This is a genomic window from Streptomyces sp. NBC_01520, assembly GCF_045040375.1.
In the GTDB taxonomy this organism is placed as follows: Bacteria; Actinomycetota; Actinomycetes; order Streptomycetales; family Streptomycetaceae; genus Streptomyces.
The window spans coordinates 2,098,886-2,123,392 of sequence record NZ_CP109404.1 but is presented as its reverse complement, the minus strand read 5'-3'; the positions used below and the strand labels follow the sequence as shown (position 1 = coordinate 2,123,392).

Below are 24,507 nucleotides of genomic sequence, written 5' to 3'. Positions count from 1 at the left end.
TTCTGCGGAGTCACGAAGACGCCGGGCCGGTGGAATTCGAGGGGGATCGAATTCCACCGGCCCGGCGTCTTCGTGTGTTCCTCAGCGCCCGCTGACCCGCCCGTGCAGCAGCAGGGACAGGGCCGAGTGCACGTCGTCGATGGTCCGCTCCGGCTGGAAGGCCTGCCAGTCGAGGGCCGCCACCAGCACCATCCCGACGAGCGCGGCGGCCGTCAGCTGGATGTCGATCTCCTCGCTGAGCTCACCGTTCGCGACGCCCTCCCGGAGCACCTCCTCGACCACGGCGACGGCCTCCTGGCGCAGCACCAGGAGGGTCGACTGCCACGCGCGGTTGGTGCGCCAGAGCTCGGCGACGTACAGCTGGGTGAAGGCCGGGTAGCGGTCGATGAAGCCCAGACCGGCCCTGATCATCGCGTCCAGCGCCTCCACCTGGGTGCCGTCGCGCTCGTCGGTCTCCTCCACGGCGGAACGGAGCGAAGCGGTGAGCAGTCCGACGCCGTGCCGCAGCAACTCCTCGAAGAGTTCGGTCTTGCTCTTGAAGTTGTAGTAGACCGTGCCCTTGGCCACTCCGGCACGCTCGGCGATCTCGTCCACCGTGGTCGCGGAGAAGCCCTTCTCGGCGATGAGGGTCACCGCCGCCTCGTAGAGCTTCTGCCGGGTGGCCTGGCGGCGCGTGGTGCTACTGCTGTCCATGCCGACGATTCTCACAGGTCCGGGCGCGCTCACGGACTGAGCTCCGGGTGCAGCCGGTCCAGGGTCCACACCTGCTTGCGGCGGGCGGAGAGCGCGGTCAGCGCCAGGGCGCCCGCGGTGAAGGCCAGCAGGACGGCACAGGCCTGCCAGACCGGCCCGAGGCCGCCGCCTGTGATCAGCCTGCGCAGCCCGTCCACGACGTACGTCATCGGGAGGTAGGGGTGGATCGCGCCGAAGAATCCCGGGCTGGTCTGCACCGGGTAGGTGCCCCCGGCCGAGGTCAGCTGGAGCATCAGCACCGCGAGGACGAGGATGCGTCCAGCCGCGCCGAAGCGGGCGTTCAGCCACTGCACGATCGCGGCGAAACAGCAGGTCACCAGGGCGAGGAAACCGATCGTCCCGGCTGCGTGCGTCATCTCCAGGCCGAGCCGCCAGTGCAGCACGGACATCAGGGCGACGACCTGGAGCAGGCCGACGGCGGCGACCGGCAGCCAGCCCGCGAAGGCGATGCGCCAGGCCGGTGCCCCGGCCGACAGGGCCCTCCGGTTGAGCGGCTGGATCAGCATGTACGCCACCATCGCGCCCACCCAGAGCGAGAGCGGGATGAAGTACGGGGCGAAGCCCGTGCCGTAGTTGGGCGCCGCGTGCAGCGACGAGGACGCCAGTTGCACGGGGTCGGCCATGACACCGGTCCGGTCGTCGCGGTCCTTCTTGTCGTAGTCGGGGATCCTGCCGACGCCGTCGTTCAGTCCCTGTGCGAGCGTCGCGGAGCCGTCGCCGAGCCGGTACAGCCCGCTGTCGAGGCTCTTGGCGCCCTTCCTGAGCTTCCCGAGTCCCGTGTCCAGGTTCCCGGCGCCGGTCTTCGCGGTGCCCAGCCCGGTGTGGAGCGTGTCGGCGCCCTTGGCGACCTTGTGGGCACCGGTGTTGAGCGCGTTGATCTTCGCGACGGCGGACTCCAGGTCCGTGTCCAGGTCCGGTGAGCGCTTCGCGAGGGCGTCGGCCTGCTTCTGCAGGGTCGTCAGCTGTGTGCGCAGCTTCGTCAGGTCACCGTTCTGCTCGGTGACCAGTGCGTTCACGTCGTCGGCGGCCTTCGTGACATCGGCCGCCGCGGTCCTGGCGCGCTTCAGCTGGGGGCAGACCCCGGGGTCCGGCAGTGGCTGCTCCTCGCAGCGGACGCGGTAGACCTCCGCCAGGTCGTCGGAGGCCGTGTGGGCGGCGGCGGAGGCGGTGGGCGCCGTCTCGACCAGCAGGTCGAGGTTGTCCCGTACGGCCTTCGAGGAGTCGGAGACCAGCCGGGCGGTGTCCCCGATCGTCCTGCCGTTGTCCTTCAGGAACGGACGTACGTCGGCGGCCGCCCTGCCGGCCTTGTCGGCGAGTGCCTGGGTGCCTTCGGCGACCTGCCGCGACCCCGTCTCCAGGTCGCCCGCACCCTTGTCGAGCCTGACGATCCCGCTGGAGAGCGTGCCGCTGCCCGACTTGGCGTCCTTGAGCCCGTCCACGAGGTCCTTGGACCCCTTCTTCGCCTTGGTGACACCGCTCCTGAGGCCGTCGGCGCCCGCGGCGGCCTCGGCCGTCGCGTCGTGCAGGCCGGAGAAGTTGATGAAGATCCGGTCGAGGAAGCCGCGTGAGGCCTTCGTCGAGGCGGCGCTGCGGACCTCGGCGAACACCGTCCGGGAGATCTGCCCGACGATGTAGTTGTTGGCGTCGTTCGTGCGGACCTGGAGGGCGCCGGTCTCGGGGGAGTCACCCGCGCTGGACGCGATCCGTTCACTGAAATCGGCGGGCATCGTCAGCGAGAGGTAGTACGTCCCGTCCTCGACACCCTTCTCGGCCTCGGCAGGACCGACCTCGTGCCAGTCGAAGACCTTGGAGTCGAGCAGCCGGCCGGTGATGTCGTCGCCCGCCGCGAGGCGCTCGCCCTCGGAGCTCGCGCCCTTGTCCTCGTTGACGAGCGCCGCGGGGATCCTGTCGAGCCGCCCGTACGGATCCCAGAACGACCAGAGGTACAGGGCGCCGTACAGCAGGGGCAGCAGCAGGAGCGCCACCAGCGCGGCACGCGGCATCCGCCCCCTGCCGAACCGCCTGAGCTCAAGCGCGGCCAGTCTCGGCGATCGCATCGGACGTCTCCTCCTCGGTCGTGTCGTCGTCCGCCGCGGTGGCGGCAGTCCCGTCCTTCGCCGGCGGCCCGGTGCGTACGGTGAGCGCGTCACCGGGGGCCTCGCTGCACACGGCGAGCACCGTCGTCCCGCCGTCCGCGAGACCCCGCAGCAGCTTCCAGGCCTCGGCACGGTCCGCGCCGGAGAGCTTGAGGTCGGTGTCGTCCACGGCGAGGAGCCGCGGACGGCCCATCAGCGCGAGGGCCACGGACAGCCGCAGGGACTCGATGCGCTCCAGGTCCCGTACGGAGGTGCGTTCGGCCTTGGGCAGGGTGGCGGGGTCCAGCCCCGCAGCGTCCAGGGCGGTGTCGATCACCGCCCGCGCGGTGGCCGCCCGTTCGGCGCGGGGGCGCAGCAGGGAGCGCACGGAACCGTCGAAGCGGCGCTGCAGCAGGGCCCGTTCCCGCAGGTGCTCCGCGACCGTGAAGGCCGGATCGAGCTCGCTGACACCGGGGACCGGCCCCAGTGCGCTGATCCCGCGGACGGCGGCGAGCTTGCCGGGCACGCGGTGCCCGCCGACCTCCGCACGGCCCCGGGTGGGACGCATCCGACCGGTGAGCGCGAGCAGCAGACAAGTGCGGCCCGAGCCGGACGGCCCCTCGACCGCCACCAGCGATCCGGGATCCGCGGTGAAGTCCACGCCCCGGAAGGCCCAGCCGCGGGGGCCCTCCAGTCCGAAGTCCTCGGCGCTCAACGCCGCCCCGTGCGGGCTGTCCACGACGACCCCACCCCTCTGTCCGAACGCTGATTTGAACTGACCAGTCAGTGCAAAAAATTACCCGAACTGGCGCCCGATGCAAAACGCCGGACCTTCCGGCCCCCTCCCGCCGGACCGTGCGGCAGGGGGCAGGTCCGGGCCGGAGGGTGCGCGATTGGGTGGCTGTACGGGAAGAACGCCAGGTCAGGGGGCATTTCTGAGGGATTGTCAGTGGTGTCCGTCACGATGGATGCATACGGCCACGAAGCCGTCACACGACGACAGGAGGTTCGTCATGGCCAGCTCGTCCGCAGCCGCCGCCCCGCGGCGCCGCGCAGGCAGCCCTGCCCCCTCACTGACCGGTCCGGCAACCGACGTCCACCCCGTACTGCGCCGCACCGCGGCGCCGCCCGCCGCTCTCGATCTGCTCGCCCAGGCCCGCACCGGCCTGGACGAGGCCGCCGTACTCGACGTGCCCAACGAGCGGTTCGCCACCGCTCATCTGGCCGCACTGCGCACCGCAGCCGCCGTGCTCGCCGCCCGTGGCCGGCCCGAAATCAACCGGCGCCGCCGGGAGAGGATCCGCAGCGCGTGGGAAGTCCTCCCGGAAATAGCGCCCGAACTCACCGAATGGAGCGCCCTGTTCGCCTCCGGCGCCGCGCGCCGCGCCCGTGCGGAGGCGGGCATACCCGGCGCGGCCACCGGCCGCGACGCCGATGACCTGCTGCGGGACGCGGCCATGTTCCTGCGCCTGGTCGAACGACTCCTGGTGCTCCAGCCGGTCCTGCCGCAGCCACGGAGGGACCGGCCCCGGTAGCGGACCGGGCGACCGGCCCGCCCCCGTGTCGCGGCCCGACACGGGGGACCGGGACGGTGGTGCGAGGCAATAGGGTGGAGAGCACCCGTATCACCACCCCGTATCACCTGCACTGTTCACGCTCCGCCGTCCGTGGCGGCACCGTGCCGAGGAGTCAACTGCCGTGTCGGACCAGCTGCGCCCCCGTGCCTCCCTCCGTACCGCTGTGGTCTGGGAGGTTCTCAAGGACGCTCTCGACCGTCGGGTCAAGGCGACCGGCAGGGACACCCTGGACGTGCTGGACACCGGTGGTGGCACCGGGAACTTCGCGGTGCCCGTCGCCCGGCTCGGCCACCGGGTCACCGTGGTCGACCCCAGCCCCAACGCCCTGTTCGCCCTGGAGCGCCGTGCCGCCGAGGCCGAGGTCGCCGACCGGGTCCGCGGGGTCCAGGGCGACATCCTGGGCCTGTTCGAGGTCGTGGACCGGGCCGGCTACGACGCGGTCCTGTGCCACGGCGTCCTGGAGTACGTGGACGACCCCGCCGAGGGCGTACGGAACGCGGTCGACGCGCTCCGCCCGTCCGGCGCACTCAGCCTGCTCGGTGCCGGGCTCGGCGGCGCGGTCCTGGCCCGGGCACTCGCCGGCCACTTCACGGAGGCCCGGCAGGCGCTGACGGACCCGGCCGGACGCTGGGGCGAGGGCGATCCCGTGCCCCGCAGGTTCACCGCCGAGCAGCTGACCGAGCTGGTCACCGCCGCGGGCATCGAGGTCGGCGCGGTCCACGGCGTACGGGTCTTCGCGGACCTCGTGCCGGGCGTTCTGGTGGACACCGAGCCGGGGGCGACGGAGGCACTCCTCCGACTGGAGGCGGCCGTCGCGGAACTGCCGGCCTTCCACTCGGTGGCGACCCAGCTGCACGTTCTGGGCGAGAAGCGCGCCTGAGCCACGGCTGCGGACGGCCGGAGCACGGCTGATCAGCAGCGCAGCTGCAGACGGAGTACCGCCCGGAACACCCGATCGGGGCGCGGGCCCCGTATGATCGGTTGACACCATCCGGCATGACGGATCGGAGGTCGGGGAATCTACGCCTCAGCAGCCGAGCCGACATGGCGTCCGGACTGGCTATGGCTAGAGGGCGGGTTTCACGGGGGCGAATCCCTGCCTATCCTGGAAGGGCCGCATACCGGTCGCCCCCCGCGGCCGACGACGAGGAGGACTCCGTGCCGCTCTCGGAGCACGAGCAGCGAATGCTCGAGCAGATGGAGCGAGCGCTGTACGCCGAAGATCCCAAGTTCGCTACAGCGCTTGAGGGAAGCGGGCTGCGCAGGTACACCCGGCGACGGGTCTACCAGGCGGTGGCCGGTTTTCTGGTGGGTATCGCGCTCCTCATGGCCGGAATGGTCGCCCAGGAGATCTGGATCAGCGTGGTGGGATTCCTCGTCATGCTGGGCTGTGCCGTGCTGGCGGTCACCGGGTGGCGCAAAGCGCCCAAGCCCGGTGAGCAGCAGCAACCGGCAGGGAGCGGGGGCGGAGGCGAACGCCGACATCCCAGGCAACGCCGTTCGATGATGAACCGGATCGAGCAACGGTGGCAGCGCCGCCGCGACGAACAGGGCCAGTGAACGCACCGTTCCCCGGTCGGCGCAGGGCAGCCCCGCCCGGTCCCGGCATGCGGTCGCGTCCACCGAGAACTTGACGCTGGACCTCATGCGTGAGGGGCGGTCGCAGTCATTGCGACCGCCCCTCACGCATGTCCGTCCCGAATCACCTGTCCGGCGCCCGTCCCGAAGCGGGGCGGGCGCCGGCCACCCGGACGGAGCAGGCCACCACGAGAGCCTGACCACCGGGAACCGGCCACCGTGCCACGGGAACGGTCACCGGCCACCGCGCCACGGGAACGGTCACCGGTCACCGTGCCGCGGGAACGGTCACCGTGCCGGCGCCGGGCGACCGGCCCGGTGCCCGTCCGGGTGCCCGCCGCCGTGACGAACGGGCCACCGGGCTCGGCCCGCGTGCGGTCCGCCCCGGACCGGCGCCCCCGACGAACCGACCGTCCCGGAACCGGCCCCTGGCGAGGCGGACCACCGAGTGGGCCGCCACCGGGCACGGCCCCACGCATGCGGCGGCTGCCCGAAACCGGTGCTGCGACGGGTGGCTGCCCGGCCGGGGCCCTGTGCCACGGCGCCGGCCGCCCCGGAACCGGCCCCTGACGGGTGGGTGAGGAAGCCCCCGCCCCGCCCCGCGCGGCAGGCGCGGCAGGCGTGGGACGGGCCGGGGTCAGTCGTGGTGTCAGCCCTCCTGGCGGGACGGGCGGCGCAGGCGGAAGGGCAGGCGGTCGCGGAACGGACGGCCGGCCCAGCGCGCGGTGAGCGCCGCGCGGCGCTCGGAGATCGCCCAGATCACCCGAACGGCCGAACGCGGCGCGATCGTCGCACGCAACCGTCCCGTGCGACCGGTGGCGGCGCGCAGCCCCGCCCGTACGGCCAGCGCATCCTCGGACAGGCCCGTGGCAGCGCGGGGCTCGGGAGCGTACAGCACCTGCTCCACCGCCCCCGCCACCCGATGGGCCGCGGCCGCCGCGGCGCCGTCGAGCTCCCCCAGCCGGACGACACGCGCAGCCGCCTTCCGCGGGGTCTGCGACTCGTCCGGCGGAATGCCGTGGTCCCAGGCCGTATCGGTGATCTCCCGCCACGCCGCCAGGACCCTGGCCGTGGCATCGGCGGGCGTCCGGCCCCCCGAGTGGCCCAGCCGCCGTGACCGCGCCCGCAGCCGCCAGAACATCGGCAGCAGCGGGAGCGAGAGCACCGCCAGGGCACCGAGCCCGACCAGGAGCACCGTTCTCACCGTGGTCCACGGCCCGCCGGAGTCCACCGGCACCGGAGCCGCCGACGCACCGCACTCGCCCTGACGCCGCATCTGCTCCGGGCAGGACTCCGAGACGGAGGGCGCGGCCGTGGGCGCCACGGAGGTGCCCTCCGACGGCTGCGCCGGACTGCTCGGCCCCTCCGAGGGAGCCTCCGGCCGTGTGTACGACGGGGTCGTGCCCCGGGACGGGGTCGGCTCGAAGCGGGTCCAGCCCACACCCTCGAAGTACAGCTCGGGCCAGGCGTGCGCATCCCGCAGCCCGACCGACAGCGAACCGTCCGCCTGGACCGTGCCCGGGGTGAAGCCCACCGCTACCCGGGCCGGTATGCCCAGTGTCCTGGCCATCGCGGCCATCGTGAACGAGAAGTGGACGCAGAAGCCCTCCTTGTCCCGGAGGAAGCGCTCGATCGCCGCCGTGCCGGTTCCCGACGTCACCGTCGTGTCGTAACGGAAACCGCCCTCGGAGGCGAACCAGTCCTGCAGCTTGACCGCTCGCTCGTAGTCGTTGGTGGCCCCCTCCGTCACCTTCTCGGCGGTCTCCGGGACCACGCCGGGCAGCGAATCCGGAACCCGCGTGTACTCACGTGCCAGATCCGAACGGGGTGCCATCGCGTCGGCGAGCTGTCCGGAGGTCGGCTCCACCACCAGACTGCTGACCTCGTACCGGGCGCCGCGCGTCGTCTGGCCGTCGTCACCGACGAGCGTGCGCCCCTCGGGCTCGAACCGCCAGCGGCCCTCGACGTCCACCTCGCTCGCCGGGTACGGGAGCGGCAGATACGTCTGCTGGTACGAGGGTGACGCGGAGATGTTCGTCCTGATCTCGGTGACGGAGACATCCGCACTCAGGCCGGCCGGCTGCGGCAGCCTGTCCGGCACATCCTTCAGCCGGCGGGTCGACGGCCGCCACTCGCTCCCGTTGAACTGATCCAGGGCCAGGATCCGCAGGTACATGTCCTGCGGGTTCGTGGCGTTGGTGCGGAACGACATCACCTCCCGGTTCTCCGGCTGATTCAGGTTGTTCTGGAGCGACACCAGCGGGTTCACCGCGGAGATCGTGCCCCCGCCGCCACCCCTGCCGCTGCCGCCGCCCGTGCCGCTCAGCAGCCCGCCCTCCAGGGCCGGCAGCGCGGCGGGAACCACCAGCGCTATGCCCAGCGCCACCGCACCGATACGCCGCCCGGTACGGACCGGGGCGAGAGCGTGCCCGGACGGTCCTTCGAAGCCGGACGCCAGACCACCCGAAGAACGCGAGGCACCGCCGAAGACCCGCCCCCACCGCGACAGCCGGTCCCTGCCCTCGGCCAGCAGCAGGAGCAGATAGCCGCACGCCGCGAGGAGGAACCAGAGCCAGCCCGCCCCTCCGTCGGAGAGCCCGGCCGCGACCGAGTAGAGCGCGAGCAGCGGCAGGCCCGCCGGCGCAGCCGTACGGAAGGTCACCGCGAGGACGTCCACGGCGAGTCCGATCAGCAGCACCCCGCCGATCAGCATCAGCTGGATGCCGTCCGTCGCCGGTGCCGGAGTGTCGTACCTGTTGACGTCGTCGGCGCCCGAGGTGAGCAGCTCCGCGAGCCGCTGGACCGCCTGTGGGCCGGGCAGCACACCGAACAGTGCGTGCTCCCTGGCGAACGCCACGGTCAGCAGCAGCAGTGTGACCAGCAGCTGAAGGGAGACCGTCAGGGTCCGGGCCAGCGGAACCCGGCGGGCGAGAGCCCCCACACCGCCCTGGATCGCCAGCAGGAAAGCCGCCTGCAGGATCCACTTCGACGGCTCCACCAGGGGCAGCAGGGCCCCCGCCGACATCATCGTCGCCGCGAAGGCGCACAGCGCCAGCCGAGTACGCCCGCTCATGACCATCCCCCGGAGAAACCTGTCGTCGCACCGGCCGCGCCGGGCTGTCCCACGGAGCGCTCCTGGCCCGCCTGCTGCCACAGCTGGGAGAGGGCGGCCCCCGGCGGAACCGCCACGGCCGTCCAGCCCGCCTCGCGCAGCAGCCGCAACCGGTCGGCGGCCGGCGCCGGAGGAACCCCGTCCCCGCCACGCGCCCAGTCGGCACCGTCCAGCACGAACGCGACCGCGGCACCGCTGCGCTGCCGCATCCGGGCCGCCACCGCCGTCTGCTCCTCGTCGAGATCACCGAAGAACGCCACCAGCAGCCCCTCGTTGTTCCCGCGCAGCACGTCGTACGCACGGGAGAGACCACCCCCGGCGGAATGGTCGACGACCGCCAGGGTGTCCATCATCAGGCCCGCCGCTTCCGCCGACTCCTGCGTCGACCCGGCGAAGCCGTCGGCGCTCTCGCCCGGCACGGAACTCCCGTCGTCCGTCAGCAGCCGTACGGCGAAACCGCGCTCCAGCATGTGCACCAGCGCGGAAGCCGCACCCGACACCGCCCACTCGAACGCGGAATCCGGCCCGGCCCCCTGGTACGCCACCCGCCGGGTGTCCAGCAGCACCGTGCACCTGGCCCGCTGTGGCTGCTCCTCCCGGCGCACCATCAGCTCGCCGTAGCGCGCGGTGGAACGCCAGTGCACCCGGCGCAGGTCGTCCCCGTGCCGGTAGCCGCGCGGAATGATGTCGTCCTCGCCGGCCAGGGCCAGCGAACGCTGCCTGCCGTCGCCGTACCCGGACGCCTCGCCCGCAAGCCGCAGCGTCGGAAGGGCCTCGGTGCGGGGGATGACGACGAGGGTGTCGTACGCGCTGAAGGAACGGGTCAGCTCACACATCCCGAACGGGTCGCTCAGCCTCAGCTGCAACGGCCCCAGCGGGTAGCGCCCGCGCAGGTCCGACCGGACCCGGTAGGACACCTCACGCCGGCCGCCCGCCTCCACCCGGTCCAGCACGAACCGGGGCCGCGGACCCAGCACGTACGGCACCCGGTCCTGCAGCATCAGCAGAGCCGTGGGCAGCCGGGACACGTTGTCCATCCGCAGGTGGACCCGCGCCTCCGACCCCGCGGGCACTCGCGACGGCGACAGCCGCCGGCTGCCCGCGACCCGGTAGCGGGTGCGGTAGAGCACCGTCACACAGACGAGGGGCAGCACCGCCAGGAGCAGCCCGACCCGCAGCAGGTCGCCCTGGCCCAGCACATAGGCGCAGACCGCGGCGGCGACGCCGGCGGCGAGGAAGGACCGCCCCCGTGTCGTCAGACCGCTCAGTGCGGCCCGCAGGCCGCCCTTGTCGTCGCCGTCGTCCACGGGGCCGGGCGCTCCGGCCGCCATCACAGCCGCCGTGCGCCGGGCTGCTGGCCGTAGACCGGGCGGCCGGGCTGGTGCTGCGGCTGCGCGGGGGCGGCCCCGTCGCCCGTGGTGGGCACGGGCGTGCGCTGCAGGATCTCCAGCACGACCTGCTCGGCGGTACGGCGGTTGAGCTGTGCCTGCGCCGTGGGCAGCAGTCGGTGCGCGAGCACCGCCGCAGCGAGTGCCTGGACGTCGTCCGGCAGCGCGTAGTCACGCCCGCTGAGGGCTGCCGACGCCCTGGCCGCACGCAGCAGATGCAGCGTCGCACGCGGCGAGGCACCGAGTCTGAGGTCCGGGTGATGACGGGTCGCCCCCACCAGGTCCACCGCGTACCGCCGTACGGATTCGGCCACATGGACCATGCGCACCGCGTCGATCAGCTTCACGATGTCGTGGGCGTGCGCCACCGGCTGCAGGTCGTCCAGCGGCGAGACCCCGCCGTGCACGTCAAGCATCTGGAGCTCGGCCTCAGCACTGGGATAGCCGATCGACACACGGGCCATGAACCGGTCCCGCTGCGCTTCGGGCAACGGATACGTGCCCTCCATCTCCACCGGGTTCTGCGTGGCGACGACCATGAACGGATTGGGCAGCTCGTAGGTCTCGCCGTCGATCGTGACCTGGCGCTCCTCCATCGACTCCAGCAGCGCCGACTGGGTCTTCGGCGACGCGCGGTTGATCTCGTCGCCGATCACGATCTGGGCGAAGATCGCCCCGGGCTTGAACTCGAAGTCCCGGCGCTGCTGATCGAAGATCGACACCCCGGTGATGTCCGAAGGCAGCAGGTCGGGCGTGAACTGGATGCGCCGCACCGAGCAGTCGATGGACCGTGCCAGCGCCTTGGCCAGCATCGTCTTGCCGACCCCGGGCACATCCTCGATCAGCAGATGCCCCTCGGCGAGCAGTACGGTCAGCGAAAGCCGTACGACCTCAGGCTTGCCCTCGATCACACCCTCCACCGACCTGCGCACCCGCTCCGCTGTCGTGGTCAGATCTGTGAGGCTCGCTCGATCGTCATAGGTCGTCACCCGGCCCTCCTCGGCCCTTTTGCGCACGGGCCGGCGCACAGAAATGCCCGGCCCGCCCCGAAATACGGACGTTCTCCGGAGGACCCGGAGACCGTCACACCCACATTCTTGTTGCCGTTACCGCTTCGTGTCACTCGCCTGTGGATAACCAAGGGCGAAATGCCGGGTGTGGGCCGTATGTCGATCGAAAGCCGAGAGCGCGGAGCTGCGGGAAGGGAATTCAGGACACGGGGAGGATCTCGCGCAGGCGTCCGGTCGTCACGTCGAAGACGAAGCCACGGATGTCGTCCGTGTGCAGGAGGAACGGCGAGGTGCGCACGCGCTGCATCGACTGCCGTACGTCCTGGTCGGCGTCCTTGTATGCCTCCACCGCCCAGACCGGACGCTGTCCGACCTCGTGCTCCAGCTCCTGCCGGAACTCCTCGGTGATGCTTTCGAGGCCGCAGTTCGTGTGGTGGATGAGTATGACGCTGCGGGTGCCGAGCGCCCGCTGGCTGATGGTCAGCGAGCGGATGACGTCGTCGGTGACCACGCCGCCCGCGTTGCGGATGGTGTGGCAGTCGCCCAGCTCCAGGCCGAGCGCGTCGTGGAGGTCGAGACGGGCGTCCATGCAGGCGACCACGGCGACGCGGAGCACAGGGCGCGCGTCCATGCCGGGGTCGCGGAACTCGCCCGCGTAGGCGGCGTTCGCCTCGACGAGCCGGTCGGTGACGGTGCCGTCGGATCGGGCCGCACCTGCGACGGGAGTGGTCTCGGCGGAGGACTGTGCGGAAGTCGACATGGCTAAGACGTTAGCTCTCGCGGCGGCCCCTGGCGCCCTGTGGAGGGGGACAAAGAACATCAACAAGACTTGTTGTGAGGTACTCCACAAGCCTCACAGTCCTGCGTCCGGCCGGGTGAGCGTCCCGGACCGTGCGAGTGGTGCGACGCGCTGCCCGGTTCGTTGATCGGGAATCGATCGAATGGCAGGGTGGACTAAAGTGACGCGAAGTTACCGACACGCCTGCACATTGTGCATAGTTTGCATGTTTTCGAATTCCCCGTGATGTGCGGCGTACATGCGGCCCGGCCCTCTCCCGCTCGTCGGTCGGCCGACGCCCCTTCCCCGGCGTCGGCGGACCTCCCCTTCCGAGCGGGCGGGGACCAGACCGCACGTGCAGCCACGCGGGACAGAGCCTGAGAGGGCGCATTGAGCCAGACCCGACATGTCCCGGTGATGCTCCAGCGGTGCCTGGACCTGCTGGCCCCGGCTCTGGAGGCGACAGGACCGCAGCCACCGGTGGTCGTGGACTGCACCCTCGGACTCGGCGGCCACAGCGAGGCCCTGCTCGCCTCCTTCCCCGACGTCCGGCTGATCGCGCTGGACCGCGACAAGGAGGCGCTGCGGCTGTCCGGCGAACGCCTCGCCCCGTACGGCGACCGGGCCACCCTGGTGCACGCCGTCTACGACGAACTGCCCGAGGTCCTCGACCGGCTGGGCGTCCCCAAGGTCCAGGGAATCCTGTTCGACCTGGGTGTCTCCTCCATGCAGCTGGACGAGGCCGACCGGGGGTTCGCGTACGCCCAGGACGCACCGCTCGACATGCGCATGGACCAGACGACCGGCATCGGCGCGGCCGAGGTGCTCAACACCTACCCGCCGGGCGAACTCGTACGGATCCTGCGCGCGTACGGCGAGGAGAAGCAGGCCAAGCGGATCGTCTCCGCCGTCGTACGCGAACGCGAGAAGGAGCCCTTCACCAACAGCGCCCGTCTGGTCGAGCTGATCCGCGACTCCCTGCCGCAGGCGGCCAAGCGCACCGGCGGCAATCCGGCCAAGCGGACCTTCCAGGCCCTGCGCATCGAGGTCAACGGCGAACTCACCGTCCTGGAGCGGGCCGTCCCGGCCGCCGTGCGGAGCCTCGCCGTCGGCGGCCGGATCGCCGTCCTCTCGTACCACTCGCTCGAGGACCGGCTGGTCAAGCAGGTCTTCGCGGCCGGTGCGGCCAACACCGCGCCGCCCGGGCTGCCCGTCGTCCCCGAGCGCTACCAGCCCCGTCTGAAGCTGCTGACCCGCGGCGCCGAACTGCCCACCGAGGAGGAGGTCGCCGAGAACCGGCGGGCCGCCCCCGCCCGGCTGCGCGGCGCCCAGCGGATCCGCGAGGAGGAGCGGTGAGCGCGCCCCGCCGGGCCGGCCGGGGGCCGGGAAGGGCGGGGGAGCAGCGGTGACCAGGACGGCCGAGCCGACGAAGGGGCGGGCCGGCCGGCTCGCGCGGCTGATGCCGTCGGGGCCGAGCACCGCCGCCCGCACCCCCTTCGTCCTGCTGGTCGTGCTGCTCCTCGCCGGTGGCCTGATCTCGCTGCTGCTGCTGAACTCGGCGCTCAACGAGGGGTCCTTCAGGCTGAGCAAGCTGAAGAGGGAGACCACCGAACTCACCGACGAGCAGCAGGCCCTGCAGCGCGACGTCGACAGCTACTCCCAGCCGGACGCGCTGGAGCGGCGCGCCCGCCGGCTCGGCATGGTGCCCGGCGGCAACCCCGCCTTCCTGAACCCGGACGGCAGTGTCCGCGGGGTGCCCGAGCAGGCCGCGGCCGATCCGTCCCCCACGCCTGCCCCCAAGCCGGCGGCGAGCGCCACCCCCGACCCGGCCTCCTCCGCGTCCCCCACGACCTCCACCACTCCGCCCCCGACGAGCCCCGGCAGGTGACGCAGTGCCGTCCAAGGAACCGCCGCGCCGCCGTGTTCCCGGCCCCGCGCGCCCCCGAAACGGCGCGAGCGGTTCCGGGCGGCCACGGCCCTCCGCACGCCGGGAGTCCGGGCGGCCCCGGTCCTCGCCGGGCCGGCCGCGCAAGGGGTCCTCGCGCGGCGGCACCCCGCAGTCCATCCGGCTCGGCAACCCGCGCCCGCGGCTGCGCCTGATCAGCCTCTGCCTGACGCTCGTCATGCTGGCCTTCGTCGTCCGCCTCCTCCAGGTCCAGGCAGTCGACGCCGGCGCGTACTCGGCGAAGGCCGAGAAGAACCGCTACCTCGAGTACACGATCGCCGCCGAACGCGGCGAGATCACCGACCGGGGCGGGATCGCCCTGGCCACCAGCGTCGACGCGCACGACATCACGGCCGACCCGAAGATGTTCACCCCCGAGGACAGCAAGGCCCCGGACGCGCCGCAGCAGGCGGCGGCGCTGCTGGCCCCGATCCTCGGCAAGGACGTGGCGGAGCTGACGAAGAAGCTCTCGACCCCCGACAGCCGCTACACCGTGCTGGCCCGGCGGCAGACCCCGCAGGTCTGGAAGCAGATCAAGGACCTCAAGTCCGTCTTCGCCGAGAAGGCCGCCGAGGACAGGGCCGCCGGCGGCCCGGGCGCCGATGTGCTGGCCGGTGTCCTCCAGGAGACCACCACCAAGCGGGTCTATCCGAACGGTGATCTCGCCGCCGGGATACTGGGCTTCGTCAACGCCGAGGGCAAGGGCGGCGGCGGCCTGGAGGCACAGTTGAACGGGCAGCTCCAGGGCGAGGACGGCAAGATCAGGTACGCCCAGGCCGGCGGACGTCCGGTACCGACCGCCGGATCCAAGGAGATCCCGGCCGTCGAGGGCACCGACATCGAGCTGACCATCGACCGCGACATCCAGTGGGCGGCCCAGCGGGCCATCGCCGACCAGGTGAAGGAGTCGAAGGCGGACCGCGGTTACGTGATCGTCCAGAACACGAAGACCGGCGAGGTGCTGGCCATGGCCAACGCCCCCGGCTACGACCCGAACGACTTCTCGCAGGTCAATTCGGCGGCCCTGGGCAACGCGGCGCTCCAGGACGTGTACGAGCCCGGCTCCACCAGCAAGGTCATGTCCATGGCCGCGGTGCTGGAGGAGGGGGTCGCGACCCCCGGCACGCACGTCACCGTCCCCAACCGGCTGCACCGCGGGGACCGGGCGTTCAGGGACGACATCGACCACCCCACCTGGTACCTCACGCTCAACGGGGTCCTCGCCAAGTCGAGCAACATCGGCACCATCCTGGCCACCGGGCAGCTCGGGAAGACACAGTCGGAGGCCAACGAGGTCCTGTACTCGTACCTCCGCAAGTTCGGCCTCGGCAGCACCACCGGGCTCGACTACCCGGGCGAGTCGCCGGGCATCCTCGCCAAGCCCGAGGACTGGTCGACCTCGCAGCAGTACACGATCCCGTTCGGCCAGGGACTCTCGCTCAACGCCATGCAGGCCGCGTCGGTCTACCAGACCATCGCCAACGGCGGCGTCCGGATCGAGCCGACCCTCGTCCGCGGCACCAAGGGCGCCGACGGCCGGTACACGGCGTCCGAAGCCCCCGAGCGCACCCGTGTGGTCAGCGAGAAGACCGCCAAGACGCTGGCGAGGATGCTGGAGTCCGTGGTCGACGACCGGGAGGGCACCGGGACCAAGGCCCACATCCAGGGCTACCGGGTCGCGGGCAAGACCGGGACGGCCAACCGCGTCGATCCCGTACGGGGCATCTACAAGGGCTACACGGCGTCCTTCGCGGGCTTCGCTCCGGCCGACGATCCGCAGGTCACCGTCTACTGTGCGATCCAGAACCCCACCAAGGGCAGCTACTTCGGCGGACAGATCTGCGGCCCGATCTACAAGAAGGTCATGGAGTTCGCCCTGAAGACCCTCCAGACCGCACCCTCCGGCAGCGACCCCGCCCGGCTGCCGGTGTCCTTCGAGCCCGGCGAGTGACCCGGAAGCACCCAGTGACGACCATCACCCCTGATCCCGGGAACCGGAACGAGAAGTACCGCAACCCCGGCCCCTCGCTTCGCGAGAGGCCGGGTCGGCCCGGTACGCTCACCGCCGTGCCCCACGCTGATCAGTTCCAAACCACTCAGAAGGACGCGCTTGTGACCTATCCGGGAGCGCCCCGACCGGACCGGCTGCGGCCGACCTCCCTCGGAGAGCTGGCAGCCAGGCTCGGCGCCGGACCGCAGGATTCCGGTGAGGTCACCGGAATCACCCACGACTCCCGGGCCGTGCGCCCCGGAGACGTGTACGCGGCCCTGCCCGGCGCCCGCTTCCACGGCGCCGACTTCGCCGCCCAGGCCGCCGGCCTCGGCGCCGCCGCGATCCTCACCGACCCGGCGGGCGCCGAACGCGCCGCCGCCACCGGCCTCCCGGTCCTGGTCACCGAGGACCCGCGCGGCCGGATGGGCGACATCGCCGCCGAGATCTACGGGCGGCCCGGCATCGGCCTCCTGCAGATCGGCATCACCGGAACCTCGGGCAAGACCACCACGGCCTACCTGGTCGAGGGCGGCCTGCGCGGCGCCGGACGCAGCACCGGGCTGATCGGCACCGTCGAGATGCGGATCGGCGACGAGCGCATCAAGTCGGAGCGCACCACACCGGAAGCGACCGATCTCCAGGCCCTGTTCGCCGTCATGCGTGAACGCGGCGTCGAGGCGGTCGCCATGGAGGTCTCCAGCCACGCCCTGGTGCTCGGCCGCGTCGACGGCTGCGTCTTCGACGTCGCCGTGTTCAACAACCTCAGCCCGGAACACATGGAGTTCCACTCCGGGATGGAGGACTACTTCCAGGCGAAGGCGCAGCTGTTCACCCCGCAGCGCAGCAAGCTCGGGGTCGTCAACTTCGACGACGAGTACGGCCGCAGGCTGGTCGACGAGGCGTCCGTCCCGGTCGTCACCTTCTCCGCCGAGGGCCACCCGGACGCCGACTGGCGGGCCGAGGACGTCGAAGTCGGCCCCCGGGACAGCAGCTTCACCGTGATCGGCCCCAAGGGCGAGCGGATCGCCGCCACGGCCCCGCTGCCCGGCCCGTTCAACGTCGCCAACACCCTTGCCGCGATCGTCACCCTGGCTGCTGCCGGGGTCGACCCGCAGACCGCCGCCGACGGCGTCGCGTCCGTCCCCGGCGTCCCGGGACGGCTGGAACGCGTCGACGCCGGACAGCCGTACCTCGCGGTCGTCGACTACGCGCACAAGACCGACGCCGTCGAATCCGTCCTGCGCTCCCTGCAGAAGGTCACCGAGGGCCGGGTGCACATCGTGCTCGGCTGCGGCGGCGACCGTGACACGACCAAGCGCGGCCCGATGGGCGCCGCTGCGGCCCGGCTCGCCGACACCGCCGTACTGACCTCCGACAACCCCCGCTCCGAGGACCCCCTGGCGATCCTCGCCGCCATGCTCGCGGGCGCCGCCGAGGTGCCCGTCCACGAGCGCGGCGACGTGCTCGTCGACGCGGACCGGGCCGCGGCCGTCGCCGCTGCCGTCGCCCGCGCCGAGCCCGGCGACACCGTGCTGGTGGCCGGAAAGGGACATGAGCAGGGACAGGACATCCACGGGGTGGTACGCCCCTTCGACGACCGCGAGGTCCTGCGCGAGGCCATCGAGCGCTCCTTGGGGCGCACGAGCGCCGTGCACGCCCCCGAGGACCGCGCACACACCCACGAGAACAACAGTCAGGGATGACCAAGTGATCGCCCTTTCCCTCGCCGAGATCGCCGAAATCGTCGGCGGGCAGCCGCACGACATACCGGACCGGTCCGTCACCGTCACCGGCCCCGTCGTCATCGACTCCCGAGAAGTGCGGGAGGGCTCCCTGTTCGCCGCGTTCGCCGGCGAGCGGGTCGACGGCCACGACTACGCGCAGCGCGCCGTCGAGGCGGGAGCGGCCGCCGTGCTCGCCGCCCGCCCCGTCGGTGTCCCGGCGATCGTCGTCGACGACGTCGTGGCGGCGCTCGGCACCCTCGCCCGCGCCGTCGTCGAACGCCTCGGCACCACCGTCGTCGCGCTCACCGGCTCGGCGGGCAAGACGTCCACCAAGGACCTCATCGCCCAGCTGCTGGAGCGCAAGGCGCCCACCGTCTGGACCCCGGGGTCCCTCAACAACGAGATCGGCCTGCCGCTCACCGCGCTGCGCGCCACCGCCGAGACCCGTCACCTCGTCCTGGAGATGGGCGCGCGCGGGGTGGGCCACATCCACTACCTCGCCGAGCTGACCCCGCCGAGGATCGGCCTGGTCCTCAACGTCGGCAGCGCCCACCTCGGTGAGTTCGGCAGCCGCGAGGCGATCGCCCAGGCCAAGGGCGAGCTCGTGGAGGTCCTTCCCGAGGACGGCCTCGCCGTGCTCAACGCCGACGATCCGCTCGTCCGGGCCATGGCGTCCCGCACGAAAGCCCGGGTGCTCCTCTTCGGAGAGGCCCCGGATGCGGACGTACGGGGAGAGAACATCCGGCTCACGGACGACGGCCGCCCCGCTTTCGAGCTCCACACACCTACCGGGTGCAGCGACGTGACCTTGCGCCTGTACGGTGAGCACCACGTGTCGAACGCGCTCGCCGCGGCCGCCGTCGCCCATGAGTTGGGCATGTCCGTGACTGAGATCGCCGAGGCGCTCTCCGGGGCGGGCACCCTCTCCCGCTGGCGCATGGAGGTCACCGAGCGTCCGGACGGTGTGACGGTCGTCAATGACGCCTACAACGCGAACCCCGAATCCATGAGAGCCGCACTCCGTGCGCTGGCTGCCATGGGCAAGGCCTCACGGGCGGGAGGGGGACGTACGTGGGCGGTGCTCGGTCAGATGGCCGAGCTCGGCGACGCGTCGCTCGCCGAGCACGACGCTGTCGGACGGCTCGCCGTCCGGCTCAACGTCAGCAAGCTCGTCGCTGTCGGAGGAAGAGAAGCCTCCTGGCTGCAACTGGGCGCATATAACGAGGGTTCGTGGGGTGAGGAGTCGGTGCACGTGTCCGACGCACAGGCGGCCGTCGACCTGTTGCGCAGTGAACTGCGCCCGGGAGACGTCGTGCTGGTGAAGGCGTCCCGGTCGGTCGGCCTGGAGAGGGTCGCCCTGGCACTGCTGGAGAACGCGACCGAGGGCGAGGTCGCCGTCCGATGAGGCAGATCCTCTTCGCGGGAGCCATAGGGCTCTTCCTGACCCTGGTCGGCACTCCGCTGCTGATCAAACTTCTGGCCCGCAAGGGCTACGGGCAGTTCATCCGGGACGACGGCCCGCGTACCCACGGCAGCAAGCAGGGCACGCCCACCATGGGTGGTATCGCCTTCATCCTGGCGACGATCATCGCGTACCTGCTCGCGCACCTGATCACCGGCGAGGACATCCGGTTCTCCGGCGTCCTCGTCCTGTTCCTGATGGCCGGGATGGGCCTCGTCGGCTTCCTCGACGACTACATCAAAATCGTCAAGCAGCGCTCGCTCGGTCTGCGTGCCAAGGCGAAGATGGCCGGGCAGCTGATCGTCGGCATCGCGTTCGCCGTGCTCTCGCTCCAGTTCGCCGACCTCCGGGGCAACACCCCGGCGTCCACCCGGCTCTCCTTCGTCGAGGACTTCGGCTGGTCCATCGGACCGGTGCTGTTCGTCGTCTGGGCGCTGTTCATGATCCTCGCCATGTCCAACGGCGTGAACCTGACGGACGGTCTGGACGGCCTGGCCACCGGCGCCTCCGTGATGGTCTTCGGCGCGTACACCTTCATCGGGCTGTGGCAGTTCCAGGAGTCCTGCGCCAACGCGACCACGCTGACCAACCCCCAGGCCTGTTTCGAGGTACGCGATCCACTCGACCTCGCGGTCGTCGCCTCCGCGCTGATGGGCTCCTGCTTCGGCTTCCTGTGGTGGAACACCTCGCCCGCGAAGATCTTCATGGGCGACACCGGTTCGCTGGCCCTCGGCGGTGCCCTCGCCGGCCTCGCGATCTGCTCCCGCACCGAGTTCCTGATGGCCATCCTCGGCGGCCTCTTCGTGATGATCACCATGTCCGTGGTCATCCAGGTCGGTTCGTTCAAGATGACCGGCAAGCGGGTCTTCCGAATGGCGCCGCTCCAGCACCACTTCGAACTCAAGGGGTGGTCCGAAGTCCTTGTCGTGGTCCGCTTCTGGATCATCCAGGGCATGTGCGTGATCGTCGGACTCGGTCTCTTCTACGCGGGATGGGCAGCCAGGAAGTGAGCAACGTGGACTGGCAGGGCAAGCACGTCACGGTCGCCGGGCTCGGCGTCAGCGGTATCCCCGCGGCCCGCGCCCTGCACGAGCGCGGGGCCCTCGTCACCGTCGTCAACGACGGCGACGACGAGCGCTCCCGCGCCCAGGCCGCCGGACTGGAGGCGCTCGGCATCACCGTGCGCCTCGGCGACGGGGCAACCCTGCCCGGGTCCACCGAGCTCGTCGTCACGGCTCCCGGCTGGAAGCCCGACAAGCCGCTCTTCCTGGCGGCCGCCGAGGCGGGCGTCCCCGTCTGGGGCGACGTCGAACTCGCCTGGCGGCTGCGGGGGCGGGACGGCAGGGAACCAGCACCCTGGCTCGCGGTCACCGGAACCAACGGCAAGACCACGACCGTGCGGATGCTCGCCTCGATCCTGGAGGCGGCCGGACTGCGCACCGCCGCGGTCGGCAACATCGGGGTGTCCCTGCTGGACGCGGTGCTCGGCGACGAGACCTACGACGTACTCGCCGTCGAGCTGTCCAGCTACCAGCTGCACTGGGCGCCCTCGCTGCGCGCCCACTCCGCGGCCGTCCTCAACCTGGCCCCGGACCACCTCGACTGGCACGGCTCCATGGCCGGTTACGCGGCCGACAAGGGCCGGATCTACGAGGGCAACAGCGTCGCCTGCGTCTACAACGCGCAGGACGGTGCGACCGAGGACCTGGTGCGCGGGGCCGACGTCGAGGAGGGCTGCCGGGCGATCGGGTTCACCCTCGGTACGCCGGGGCCCTCGCAGCTCGGCGTGGTCGACGGCATCCTCGTCGACCGGGCCTTCGTGACCAACCGGCAGAAGCAGGCCCAGGAGCTCGCCGAGGTCGGCGACGTCAATCCGCCGGCCCCGCACAACATCGCCAACGCCCTGGCCGCGGCGGCGCTCGCCCGCGCCTTCGGCGTACCGCCGACGGCCGTACGCGACGGGCTGCGGGCCTTCCGCCCCGACGCCCACCGCATCGAACACGTCGCGGACGTCGCCGGGGTCACGTACATCGACGACTCCAAGGCCACCAACACCCACGCCGCCGAGGCCTCCCTCGCGTCCTACGACCCGATCGTCTGGATCGCCGGCGGCCTCGCCAAGGGCGCCACCTTCGACGCGCTGGTGACCGGGGCCGCGAAGCGGCTCAGGGGCGTCGTGCTGATCGGCGCCGACCGTGCGCTGATCAGCGAAGCCCTGGCGCGACACGCCCCCGAGGTACCGGTGGTCGACCTCGACCGGACCGACACTGGGGCGATGTCCGCAGCGGTCGGGGAGGCGGCACGGCTCGCCCGGCCGGGCGACACCGTACTGCTGGCACCGGCCTGTGCCTCGATGGACATGTTCGTCAACTACAACAAGCGGGGCGAGGCGTTCGCGGACGCGGTCCGTCAACTCGCCGACGAGAGCGCCTGACGGGCCCGGCCTCCGCGCCGTACCGTCCCGGAGTACCGGGACACCGACGGCACCGCCGCGGTCCTGAGGGGCCCCGGCGACAGCCCCGGGCACGAGCAGTGGAGGGGACAGCGACAATGCCGGCCGACGAGAGCCCAGCCGCTCGCGGAGCGGACCGCTCACGGGCGGGAGCGGCGATCAGCCGGGCGTTCACCCCGCCCCTGCTCGCCGGCCCGCTCCCGGCAGGCCCCGGGTCCCCGGGACCCGTCCTGCGGAGCCGCCCGGCCACCGGCGCCCGAAGGCCCCCGGTGCCCCGCGGCGGCGGCAGCCGGAGCACCGCACCCAGGCCGCCCCGCGGCGCCGGGGTGCGCCGGATGTACGAGCGGGCACGCAGGGCCTGGGACCGGCCTCTGACCGCCTACTACCTGATCCTCGGGTCCAGCCTCCTGATCACCGTGCTCGGGCTCGTGATGGTCTACTCCGCCTCGATGATCAAGGCCCTGGAGCTCGCCAAGCCCGGCACCTATTTCTTCCGCAAGCAGTTCCTCGCCGCCGTGATCGGCGCCGGGCTGATGCTGCTCGCCTCCAGGATGCCGGTCAAGCTCCACCGGGCGCTCGCCTACCCGCTGCTCATGGGCACGGTCTTCCTGATGGTCCTGGTCCAGGTCCCCGGGATAGGGATGTCGGTCAACGGCAACCAGAACTGGCTCTACCTGGGCGGCCCCTTCCAGCTCCAGCCGAGCGAATTCGGCAAGCTCGCCCTCGTCCTGTGGGGCGCCGACCTGATCGCCCGGAAACAGGACAAACGGCTGCTGACGCAGTGGAAGCACATGCTCGTGCCGCTCGTGCCGGTCGCCTTCATGCTGCTCGGGCTGATCATGCTCGGCGGCGACATGGGAACGGCGATCATCCTCACCGCGATCCTGTTCGGCCTGCTCTGGCTGGCCGGCGCTCCCACCAGGCTCTTCGCCGGCGTTCTCGCCTTCGCGGGCCTCATCGGCTTCCTGCTCATCAAGACCAGCCCCAACCGGATGTCGCGGCTCGGCTGCATCGGTGCGTCCGAACCGGGCCCGGGCGACTCCTGCTGGCAGGCCGTGCACGGAATCTACGCCCTGGCGTCCGGCGGATGGTTCGGTTCCGGGCTGGGCGCGAGTGTGGAAAAATGGGGGCAACTACCTGAACCCCACACCGACTTCATCTTCGCCATCACCGGGGAGGAGCTGGGTCTGGCGGGGACGCTGTCGGTACTCGCCCTGTTCGCGGCTCTAGGCTATGCGGGTATCCGCGTGGCCGGACGCACGGAGGACCCCTTCGTCAGGTACGCAGCGGGAGGCGTGACCACCTGGATCACGGCGCAGGCCGTGATCAACATCGGTGCGGTGCTCGGCCTGTTGCCGATCGCCGGTGTCCCGCTCCCGCTGTTCTCCTACGGAGGATCGGCCCTGCTGCCGACCATGTTCGCGGTCGGGCTCATGATCGCCTTCGCGCGAGAGGATCCCGCCGCGAAAGCGGCCCTGGCCATGCGGAGGCCCGGGGTCAGATGGAAGACGATGAGACGGCGCGTCACGAAGCGTCCGTCCGGAGAGCGGTGAATTTCGGTGCATGTCGTACTCGCCGGCGGGGGGACCGCCGGCCACATCGAGCCCGCGCTTGCCCTCGCAGACGCCCTGCGCAGGCAGGACCCGACCGTGGGAATCACTGCCCTCGGCACGGAACGCGGACTCGAGACCAGGCTCGTACCCGAGCGGGGGTACGAACTGGCTCTGATCCCCGCCGTACCGCTGCCCCGTAAGCCCACACCCGAGCTGATCACCGTCCCGGGCCGGCTGCGCGGCACGATCAAGGCGGCCGAGCAGATCCTGGAGCGCACCAAGGCGGACTGCGTGGTCGGCTTCGGCGGCTACGTCGCCCTGCCCGGCTACCTCGCCGCCAAGCGCGCCGGGGTCCCGATCGTCGTCCACGAGGCCAACGCCCGGCCGGGCCTGGCCAACAAGATCGGTTCGCGGTACGCCCACGGGGTCGCCGTCTCCACCCCCGACAGCAAGCTGCGAGGTGCCCGCTACATCGGCATCCCGCTGCGCCGCACCATCGCCACCCTCGACCGGGCCCGGGTCCGACCGGAGGCGCGTGCCGCCTTCGGCCTCGACCCCAACCTGCCGACGCTGCTGGTCTCCGGCGGTTCGCAGGGGGCCCGCCACCTCAACGAGGTGGTCCAGCGGGTCGCACCGCTGCTGCAGCGGTCCGGCATCCAGATCCTGCACGTGGTCGGCCCGAAGAACGAATTGCCGCGCATCGACAACATGCCCGGGATGCCGCCCTACATCCCGGTACCGTACGTGGACCGGATGGATCTCGCGTACGCCGCGGCCGACATGATGCTCTGCCGTGCGGGTGCGATGACCGTCGCGGAGCTCACCGCCGTCGGGCTGCCCGCCGCCTTCGTCCCGCTGCCCATCGGCAACGGCGAACAGCGGCTCAACGCCCAGCCGGTGATCAACGCCGGTGGCGGCCTGCTGGTGGACGACGCGGCGCTCACCCCCGAGTGGGTGCAGGGCAACGTCCTTCCGGTGCTGGCGGATCCGCACCGGCTGTACGAGATGTCCCGGGCAGCCGCGGAGTTCGGGCGACGGGACGCCGACGACCTGCTCGTCGGCATGGTGTACGAGGCGATTGCCGCACGCCGCCAGGCGTGAGGCGGT

General features: G+C 71.7%; 19 protein-coding genes. 12 read left to right on the top strand and 7 right to left on the bottom strand.

Going from position 1 to position 24,507, the window contains the following annotated elements; genetic code table 11:
* Positions 1-81: 81 nt before the first annotated feature.
* The 3 genes from OG524_RS09625 to OG524_RS09615 are packed head-to-tail and all read right to left on the bottom strand — an operon-like array spanning position 82 to position 3,567.
* Positions 82-693 carry a TetR/AcrR family transcriptional regulator gene (locus OG524_RS09625; RefSeq protein WP_405809836.1) on the bottom strand — a complete coding sequence of 204 codons (612 nt, stop codon included), beginning with the start codon at positions 691-693 and terminating at the stop codon, positions 82-84.
* A gap of 29 nt (positions 694-722) precedes the next feature.
* Entirely contained in the window at positions 723-2,810 is a 2,088-nt protein-coding gene (locus OG524_RS09620) for a YhgE/Pip family protein (protein WP_405809834.1), read from the bottom strand.
* A complete protein-coding gene (locus OG524_RS09615; protein WP_405809832.1) occupies positions 2,782-3,567 on the bottom strand; it encodes an ATP-binding cassette domain-containing protein in 786 nt (261 codons plus the stop codon). Before OG524_RS09615 ends, OG524_RS09620 begins: the two co-directional genes overlap by 29 nt.
* A gap of 274 nt (positions 3,568-3,841) precedes the next feature.
* Between OG524_RS09615 and OG524_RS09610 the strand changes: the two genes are divergently transcribed.
* The 3 genes from OG524_RS09610 to OG524_RS09600 all read left to right on the top strand — a co-directional run bounded on the left by OG524_RS09610 (position 3,842) and on the right by OG524_RS09600 (position 5,965).
* Complete coding sequence (locus tag OG524_RS09610) at positions 3,842-4,363, top strand: SAV_6107 family HEPN domain-containing protein (protein WP_405391360.1); 522 nt, start codon at positions 3,842-3,844, stop codon at positions 4,361-4,363.
* A gap of 163 nt (positions 4,364-4,526) precedes the next feature.
* Positions 4,527-5,285, top strand: a complete 759-nt coding sequence (locus OG524_RS09605) for a class I SAM-dependent methyltransferase (protein WP_384500895.1) — start codon at positions 4,527-4,529, stop codon at positions 5,283-5,285.
* A gap of 278 nt (positions 5,286-5,563) precedes the next feature.
* Positions 5,564-5,965: a DUF3040 domain-containing protein gene (locus OG524_RS09600; RefSeq protein WP_405391361.1), complete on the top strand. Its 402-nt coding sequence runs from the start codon at positions 5,564-5,566 to the stop codon at positions 5,963-5,965.
* 667 nt (positions 5,966-6,632) lie between these two features.
* Here the strand turns inward: OG524_RS09600 and OG524_RS09595 are convergent.
* The 4 genes from OG524_RS09595 to OG524_RS09580 all read right to left on the bottom strand — a co-directional run bounded on the left by OG524_RS09595 (position 6,633) and on the right by OG524_RS09580 (position 12,253).
* Entirely contained in the window at positions 6,633-9,056 is a 2,424-nt protein-coding gene (locus tag OG524_RS09595) for a transglutaminaseTgpA domain-containing protein (protein WP_405809829.1), read from the bottom strand.
* Entirely contained in the window at positions 9,053-10,426 is a 1,374-nt protein-coding gene (locus OG524_RS09590; protein ID WP_405391363.1) for a DUF58 domain-containing protein, read from the bottom strand. The genes OG524_RS09595 and OG524_RS09590 overlap by 4 nt, the downstream gene beginning before the upstream one ends.
* On the bottom strand, positions 10,426-11,472 hold the full coding sequence (locus OG524_RS09585; protein ID WP_405391364.1) for an AAA family ATPase: 1,047 nt from the start codon (positions 11,470-11,472) through the stop codon (positions 10,426-10,428). The genes OG524_RS09590 and OG524_RS09585 overlap by 1 nt, the downstream gene beginning before the upstream one ends.
* A 220-nt stretch (positions 11,473-11,692) precedes the next feature.
* Entirely contained in the window at positions 11,693-12,253 is a 561-nt protein-coding gene (locus OG524_RS09580; RefSeq protein ID WP_405391365.1) for a beta-class carbonic anhydrase, read from the bottom strand.
* A gap of 408 nt (positions 12,254-12,661) precedes the next feature.
* Between OG524_RS09580 and rsmH the strand changes: the two genes are divergently transcribed.
* The 9 genes from rsmH to murG all read left to right on the top strand — a co-directional run bounded on the left by rsmH (position 12,662) and on the right by murG (position 24,501).
* A complete protein-coding gene (rsmH, locus tag OG524_RS09575) occupies positions 12,662-13,627 on the top strand; it encodes a 16S rRNA (cytosine(1402)-N(4))-methyltransferase RsmH (protein WP_405391366.1) in 966 nt (321 codons plus the stop codon).
* A 49-nt stretch (positions 13,628-13,676) separates the two neighbouring features.
* A complete protein-coding gene (locus OG524_RS09570; RefSeq protein ID WP_405809826.1) occupies positions 13,677-14,159 on the top strand; it encodes a septum formation initiator family protein in 483 nt (160 codons plus the stop codon).
* Between the two features lie 4 nt (positions 14,160-14,163).
* Positions 14,164-16,167: a penicillin-binding transpeptidase domain-containing protein gene (locus OG524_RS09565; protein ID WP_405809824.1), complete on the top strand. Its 2,004-nt coding sequence runs from the start codon at positions 14,164-14,166 to the stop codon at positions 16,165-16,167.
* A 14-nt stretch (positions 16,168-16,181) separates the two neighbouring features.
* Complete coding sequence (locus OG524_RS09560) at positions 16,182-17,912, top strand: UDP-N-acetylmuramoyl-L-alanyl-D-glutamate--2,6-diaminopimelate ligase (protein WP_405391369.1); 1,731 nt, start codon at positions 16,182-16,184, stop codon at positions 17,910-17,912.
* A gap of 4 nt (positions 17,913-17,916) precedes the next feature.
* On the top strand, positions 17,917-19,338 hold the full coding sequence (gene murF, locus OG524_RS09555) for a UDP-N-acetylmuramoyl-tripeptide--D-alanyl-D-alanine ligase (protein WP_405391370.1): 1,422 nt from the start codon (positions 17,917-17,919) through the stop codon (positions 19,336-19,338).
* The gene (mraY, locus tag OG524_RS09550; RefSeq protein WP_384500884.1) at positions 19,335-20,405 is read left to right on the top strand and encodes a phospho-N-acetylmuramoyl-pentapeptide-transferase; all 1,071 of its coding nucleotides are present in this window, start codon (positions 19,335-19,337) and stop codon (positions 20,403-20,405) included. The genes murF and mraY overlap by 4 nt, the downstream gene beginning before the upstream one ends.
* Complete coding sequence (gene murD / locus OG524_RS09545) at positions 20,387-21,829, top strand: UDP-N-acetylmuramoyl-L-alanine--D-glutamate ligase (RefSeq protein ID WP_405391371.1); 1,443 nt, start codon at positions 20,387-20,389, stop codon at positions 21,827-21,829. Before mraY ends, murD begins: the two co-directional genes overlap by 19 nt.
* Positions 21,830-21,945: 116 nt before the next feature.
* On the top strand, positions 21,946-23,400 hold the full coding sequence (gene ftsW, locus OG524_RS09540) for a putative lipid II flippase FtsW (protein ID WP_405391372.1): 1,455 nt from the start codon (positions 21,946-21,948) through the stop codon (positions 23,398-23,400).
* A gap of 6 nt (positions 23,401-23,406) precedes the next feature.
* Positions 23,407-24,501 carry an undecaprenyldiphospho-muramoylpentapeptide beta-N-acetylglucosaminyltransferase gene (gene murG / locus OG524_RS09535; protein ID WP_384500881.1) on the top strand — a complete coding sequence of 365 codons (1,095 nt, stop codon included), beginning with the start codon at positions 23,407-23,409 and terminating at the stop codon, positions 24,499-24,501.
* Positions 24,502-24,507 lie beyond the last annotated feature (6 nt).